The organism is Delftia sp. (assembly GCF_059499305.1).
Map to the genome: position 1 here is coordinate 104772 of NZ_JCABYI010000038.1, position 6909 is coordinate 111680.

The 6909-nt window shown below is 66.2% G+C and carries 5 protein-coding genes and 2 tRNA genes (1 of these 7 cut by a window edge); 5 read left to right on the plus strand and 2 right to left on the minus strand.

The annotated features are described in order from the left end of the window. Positions 1-17 precede the first annotated feature (17 nt). Both map and AC5I49_RS27230 read left to right on the plus strand, forming a co-directional pair. Entirely contained in the window at positions 18-833 is an 816-nt protein-coding gene (gene map / locus AC5I49_RS27225) for a type I methionyl aminopeptidase (RefSeq protein ID WP_016450769.1), read from the plus strand. An 89-nt stretch (positions 834-922) separates the two neighbouring features. After that, positions 923-3556: a [protein-PII] uridylyltransferase gene (locus tag AC5I49_RS27230; protein WP_046986780.1), complete on the plus strand. Its 2634-nt coding sequence runs from the start codon at positions 923-925 to the stop codon at positions 3554-3556. Positions 3557-3636: 80 nt separating this feature from the next. Here the strand turns inward: AC5I49_RS27230 and AC5I49_RS27235 are convergent, their stop codons facing one another. Beyond that, complete coding sequence (locus AC5I49_RS27235; protein WP_016450767.1) at positions 3637-5130, minus strand: nucleobase:cation symporter-2 family protein; 1494 nt, start codon at positions 5128-5130, stop codon at positions 3637-3639. 290 nt (positions 5131-5420) lie between these two features. After that, a complete protein-coding gene (def, locus tag AC5I49_RS27240) occupies positions 5421-5960 on the minus strand; it encodes a peptide deformylase (protein ID WP_016450766.1) in 540 nt (179 codons plus the stop codon). Between the two features lie 261 nt (positions 5961-6221). On the opposite strand from def, the gene AC5I49_RS27245 reads away from it, so the two are divergent. The 3 genes from AC5I49_RS27245 to AC5I49_RS27255 all read left to right on the plus strand — a co-directional run. Further along, positions 6222-6641, plus strand: a complete 420-nt coding sequence (locus AC5I49_RS27245; RefSeq protein ID WP_016451371.1) for a YbaN family protein — start codon at positions 6222-6224, stop codon at positions 6639-6641. Between the two features lie 86 nt (positions 6642-6727). Further along, a tRNA-Asn gene (locus tag AC5I49_RS27250) sits at positions 6728-6803 on the plus strand. A 52-nt stretch (positions 6804-6855) separates the two neighbouring features. Then, positions 6856-6909, plus strand: a tRNA-Asn gene (locus tag AC5I49_RS27255) (it continues 122 nt past the right edge of the window).

Here is a 6909-nt window from a genome sequence, read left to right on the forward strand (position 1 = left end):
ATGGGATAATTGCGGGCATGAGCATCACCATCAAGAGCGCCGAAGACATCGCAGCCATGCGCGTGGCATGCCGCCTGGCTTCGGAAGTGCTGGACTACATCACCCCCCACATCAAGCCCGGCATCACCACGGCCGAGATCGACCGGCTGGGCGCCGAATGCATGGCGCAGCAGGGCACGGTCTCCGCCACCATCGGCTACCAGCCGCCTGGCTACCCGCCCTATCCCGGGCACCTGTGCACCTCGGTCAACCATGTGGTCTGCCACGGCATCCCCAACGACAAGCCGCTCAAGAAGGGCGACATCGTCAATGTGGATGTCACGGTCATCACCAAGGACGGCTGGTACGGCGACAACAGCCGCATGTTCCTGATCGGCGAGTGCTCCATCGCGGCCAAGCGCCTGTCGGCGCTGACCTTCGACGCCATGTGGCTGGGCATCCAGCAGGTCAGGCCCGGCGCCACGCTGGGCGACATCGGCAACGCCATCCAGACCTTTGCCGAAGGCCACGGCCTGTCGGTGGTGCGCGAGTTCTGCGGCCACGGCATCGGCCAGAAGTTCCACGAAGAGCCGCAGATCCTGCACTATGGCCGCCCCGGCACGGGCACCGTTCTCGAAGAGGGCATGGTCTTCACCGTCGAGCCCATGCTCAACCTGGGCAGGCGCGAGATCAAGGAACTGGGCAAGGACGGCTGGACCATCGTGACCAAGGACCACAGCCTCTCGGCCCAGTGGGAACACACCCTGGTGGTGACCAAGACGGGCTACGAAGTCATGACCCTGTCGGCCGGCTCGCCCGCGCTCCCGCCCTTCGTGACCGCCACGAGCTGCTGAGGCTCGGCATGTTTCTTGCGTGATGCGCAGGCAAAATGGCACTGCGCCCGGGGCACCCGCTCCAGGCGCCTCCCCTGCCCTGGCCGCGCATGAAACAGATCACTGACCACACTCCTTCCAACTCTGCGCCCGCAGCCCCGGATTCGCTGGAGCAGTTGCGCGCGCAGTACGCCCTCGATCGCGGACGCTGGATAGGCTCGCTGCTGGCGCCCACCATGGGCCGGCGCGGCGTGCGCCTGGTGCTGCAGCACCTGAGCGATCTGGCCGACACGCTGCTGCGCGCGCTGTGGCACCGCGCCGGCATGCCTGCCGAGGCCTGCCTGGCCGCCGTGGGAGGCTATGGCCGCGCCCAGCTGTTTCCCTACTCCGACATCGACGTGCTGGTGCTGCTGCCGGCCACCGGCACGGCAGACCCGGAGCTGACCTCGCGCATAGAAAAGTTCATCGGCAGCTGCTGGGACGCGGGCCTGGAGATCGGCTCCAGCGTGCGCACGCTGGCCGAATGCCTGCAAGAGTCCGGGCGCGACCTCACCGTGCAGACCGCCTTGCTGGAGTCGCGCCGCATCTGCGGAAACGAGCCGCTGTTCGGCGAGTTCCAGCAGCGCTACCAGGCACAGATGAATGCGCGCGCCTTTCTGTCCGGCAAGCTGCTGGAAATGCGCCAGCGCCACAACAAGTACGAGAGCACGCCCTACTCGCTGGAGCCCAACTGCAAGGAATCGCCCGGCGGCCTGCGCGATCTGCACACCATGATCTGGCTAGCCCGCGCCGCAGGCCTGGGCCACAGCTGGCAGGCCCTGGCGGAAAAGGGACTGATCACCGATTTCGAGCGCCAGCAGCTCGAAGACAACGAGGCCATGCTCAGCCTGATACGCGCGCGCTTGCACGCCGTGGCGGGCCGGCACGAGGACCGCCTGGTCTTCGACCAGCAGACCGCCGTGGCCGAGGCCTTTGGCTACCGCTCCACCTCGGCCGAGGGCCGCAAGCTGGCCATGCGCGCCAGCGAGACGCTGATGCGCCACTACTACTGGGCAGCCAAGGCCGTGACCCAGCTGTGCCAGATCCTGCGCCTGAACATCGAGGAGCGCCTGAACCCACGCCCCACGCCGCGGATCCGGCTGAACTCCCGCTTCTACGAGAAGGCCGGCACCATCGAAGTGGCCAGCGACGATCTGTACGAGCGCGAGCCGCATGCCATCCTCGAAACCTTCCTGATGTACGAGACCCATGTGGGCCTCACCGACCTGTCGGCACGCACGCTGCGCGCGCTGTACGGCGCGCGTGACCTGATGGATGCGGCCTTCCGGCGCGACCCGGTCAACCGCGCCACGTTCATGAAGATCCTGCAGCAGCCCAGCGGCATCACGCATGCCATGCGGCTGATGAACCAGACCTCGGTGCTGGGGCGCTACCTGTGGCCCTTCCGGCGCATCGTGGGCCAGATGCAGCACGACCTGTTCCACGTCTACACGGTGGACCAGCACATTCTCATGGTGCTGCGCAATGTGCGGCGCTTTTTCATGGCCGAGCATGCGCATGAGTACCCGTTCTGCTCCCAGCTGGCCAGCGGCTGGGACAAGCCCTGGCTGCTGTACGTGGCCGCGCTGTTCCACGACATCGGCAAGGGCCGCGGCGGCGACCACTCCATCATCGGCGCCGTGGAGGCCAAGCGCTTTTGCCGTGCCCACGGCATTGCGCGCGCCGACGCCGAGCTGATCGAGTTCCTCGTGCGCGAGCACCTGACCATGAGCCAGGTCGCGCAAAAGCAGGATCTGTCGGACCCCGAGGTGATCCAGGCCTTTGCCGAGCGCGTGGGCAACGAGCGCAACCTCACGGCGCTGTACCTGCTCACCGTGGCCGACATCCGTGGCACCAGCCCCAAGGTGTGGAGCGCCTGGAAGGGCAAGCTGCTGGAGGACACCTATCGCCTGACCCTGCGCGTGATGGGTGGCCGCGCGCCCGACGCGGCCGCCGAGATCGAGGCGCGCCGGCGCGAGGCGCTGGTGCAGCTGGCGCTGACGGCCCAGCCCTTCGAGTCCCACAAGAAGCTCTGGGACACGCTGGGCGTGGACTACTTCATGCGCCACGAGGCGGCCGACATCGCCTGGCACACACGCCACCTGTCGCGCCACGTGGGCACCACCCGCCCCGTGGTGCGTGCGCGCCGCTCACTGGCGGGCGAGGGCCTGCAGGTGCTGGTCTACGCACCCGACCAGCCCGATCTGTTCGCGCGCATCTGCGGCTACTTCGACCGCGCAGCGTTTTCCATCCTGGATGCGCGCGTGCACACGGCCCACAACAGCTATGCGCTGGACACCTTCCAGGTGGTGGCGCCCGCCATGCAGGAGCAGTACCGCGAACTGATGCACATGGTCGAGAACGACCTGGTCGCCGCCCTGATGGAGGGCGGACCGCTGCGCGAGCCCTCGCCCCGGCGCCTGTCGCGCCGCGTCAAGAGCTTCCCCTTCGCGCCGCGCGTCACGCTGCGACCCGACGACAAGGCCCAGCACTGGCTGCTGTCCATCTCGGCCACGGACCGCGCCGGCCTGCTCTACACCGTGGCGCGCATCCTGGCCCAGCACCACCTGAGCGTGCAGTTGGCCAAGGTCAGCACGCTGGGCGAGCGCGTGGAGGACAGCTTCCTCATCGAGGGTGCGGAGCTGCAGAACAACCAGCGCCAGCTGCTCATAGAGACCGAGCTTTTGCAGGCCCTGGCAGTCTGAGCCGATTGCGAAAAAAAGCCCGCCCTGTTGTGCAGGGCGGGCTCGTCGGGTTCATGCGCTGGCAGGCGGGGATGCAGCCATCAGTGCATGGCGGACGCAGGCGCGGACACCGTGGCCACTTGCTTGCCCTCGCGGTCATAGAGCTTGCCATCGACCACCCGGTCGCCATCGGCCAGGGCAGACAGCACGGCCTCGCTGAGCACGCGCTCCGATCCGGCGCCGAACACCGATGGCTCTTCGGGGTTGCCCTGCTTGAAATGGTTGAAGACCAGGTTCAGCAGCAGCACGGTCACCGCAGTGGAGCTGATGCCCGAATGGAACATGGTGGCGAACCAGTCCGGGAAGTGGTGATAGAAGTCCGGCTTGACCATGGGCAGCACGCCCATGCCGATGGACGCCGCCACGATGATCAGGTTCATGTTGTTGTGATAGTCCACCTTGGCCAGCGTGCGGATGCCGCTGGCTGCCACCGTGCCAAAGAGCACCAGGCCCGCGCCGCCCAGCACCGAGGGCGGCACGCAGGCCACGATGCGCCCCATGATGGGCAGCAGTCCGAAGGCGATCAGGATCAGCCCGCTGAAGGCCACCACATAGCGGCTCTTGATGCCCGTGACCGCGACCAGGCCCACGTTCTGGGCAAAGGCGCTCTGCGTGAACGAACCGAAGAACGGGGCCACCACGCTGGACAGCATGTCGGCACGCAGGCCGTCGGCCAGGCGGCGCGAATCCACGCGGGTGCCCACGATGTCGCCCACGGCCAGGATGTCGGCCGAGGTCTCCACCAAGGTCACCAGGATCACGATGGACATGGAAAGCGTCGCCGCCAGGCTGAAGGTCGGCCAGCCGAAGTGCAGCGGCATGGGCACGGCGAACCACGCACCGCTGCCCACCTCGGAAAAGTCGGACTTGCCGATCATGGCCGCCACCGCCGTGCCGATGACGATGGCCAGCAGGATGGACAGGCGCGAGATCATGGCGTTGCCCAGCTTGCTCAGCGCCAGCACGATGACCAGCGACAGGCCCGCCAGCCCGATGTTGCCCATGCTGCCGTAGTCGGCCGCCTGGGGATTGCCGCCCATGGCCCAGTGGGCCGCCACCGGCATCAGCGACAGGCCGATGATGGTGATCACGCAGCCATTGACCAGCGGCGGGAAAAACCGGGTGAGTTTGGAAAAAATGGGCGCAATGATCAGGCCGAACACCGAGGCAAAGAGCACGGCGCCCAGCACGCCCTGCATGCCGCCGCCCGTGTGCAGGATGCTGACCATGGTGGCCACGCCCGAGAAGGACACGCCCTGCACCAGCGGCAGGCGCGAGCCGAAGAACGGAATGCCCAGCGTCTGCAGCAGCGTGGCCAGCCCGCCCATGAAAAGGCAGGCCGTGATCAGCAGGCCCGTGTCGGCCGCCGACATGCCCGCCGCATTGGCCATGACCAGGGGCACGGCCACGATGCCTCCGTACATGGTCAGCACATGCTGCAAACCATAGAGGGTGTTGGCCGTGAGGCCGAGTTGCTCGTCCTCCGGGCGGATGTCTGCGCCCAGGGCCGGCGCATTGCCAGAACTTTTTTCCATCGCTGTCTCCTTGTCCTCTTGTTCACAGAACGCCGGACAAGTACGCGGCAGCCGGATGGCGGCAGGCGCGCCCCCGCGCACCTTTTGCCGCCGACCCGATAGGCCGCGCTTCCTGCATCCTGCATCGCGAAGCCCGGTGGCTGCTTGGCAGCTCTTGGCGGGCGAACGCACACAATCCCCGCCTTGGCGGGAAGTGCCAATGTACGGCGCCAGCATGGAAAAATTGTCTACCGATTTGTATACAAAGACCTGACCGCAGATCCTGGAATTACAGCGGCAAGCAAGTCCGCTCAGTCATCCTCGGCAGCGCTGATGCCGGGGAACAGCACATCGGTGAAGCCGAACTGGCGGAAGTCGCGCATGCGCATGGGATAGAGCTTTCCCCAGAGGTGGTCGCACTCATGCTGGACCACCCGCGCATGAAAGCCATCCACCGTGCGATCGATCGCATCGCCAAAGACATCGAAGCCCGTGTAGCGGATACGGCTCCAGCGCGGCACCATGCCACGCATGCCGGGTACGGACAGGCAGCCTTCCCAGTCCATCTGTTCGTCTTCGCCGATGGGCGTGATGACCGGGTTGATGAGCACGGTGCGCGGCACCACCGGTGCATCGGGGTAGCGCGGATTGGGCAGGCCGGAGCCGAACACCACCATCTGCAGGTCCACGCCAATCTGCGGCGCGGCCAGCCCCGCGCCATTGGCGGCATGCATGGTGTCCAGCAGGTCGCTGAGCAGCAGGTGCAGTTCGTCGGTGTCGAATTCGGTCACGGGCTGGGCGACGCGCAGCAGGCGCGGATCACCCATTTTCAATATGGTGCGTACAGTCATGGCAGTGCACGGTGATGCAGGAAATGCGGGTCGCCAAGCATAGCGGGCGACCGCGCACCGTGACCACACCCACCTGCTTCGCCCCCCGATCCCCCCCTCTCGCCCCCCTTGGCCGCCATGGCTACACCGCGCTGGCACAATCGCAGCATGCCCAGCACCGCCAGAGAGTCATCCGCCGCGTCCTCAGAGGACCGTGACACAGGCGCGCAGCAAACACCCGCGGCACAGGCCAGGCAGCCGGATGCCACTGCGCAGGCAGGCATGGCGCAGGCGCAGGCCTTCAATGATGATGATCCCCCTCCCCTGCACCGCATGCCGGCCGCGCCGTTGCGCTGGGCGCTGCAGCTGTTTGCCTGCCTGAGCCTGGCGACGGGCATTGCCGGCATCTTCATTCCAGGATTGCCCACCACGGTGTTCGTGCTCATGGCCGGATGGGCCGCGGCGCGCAGCTCGCATCGCATGCACACCTGGCTGTGGCGCCATCGCCTGTTCGGGCCCATGCTGCGCAATTGGGCGCGAGGTGGCTGCGTGAGCCGGCGCGCCAAATGGAGCGCCAGCGCCATGATGAGCCTGTGCGCCGTCCTCCTGCTGTGGACACGCCCGCCCGCCTGGGTACAGGCCGTGGCGCTGACGTCCATGGGCTGCGTGCTGGTGTGGCTGTGGTTCAGGCCAGAGCCCTGAGAATGAAGGCCTGCGGCAGGCCTGCTGAAAAAAATTCCCCGAGTTTTCTGTGACGTGTTTTTTACGTCATATAATCTAGGTCTTGTTCCTCAATAGCTCAGTTGGTAGAGCGCCGGACTGTTAATCCGTAGGTCCCTGGTTCGAGCCCAGGTTGAGGAGCCAAAGAATTTCAAGACCCTGCAATCGCACAGGATCTTTGTCGATAGACACGTATTCCTCAATAGCTCAGTTGGTAGAGCGCCGGACTGTTAATCCGTAGGTCCCTGGT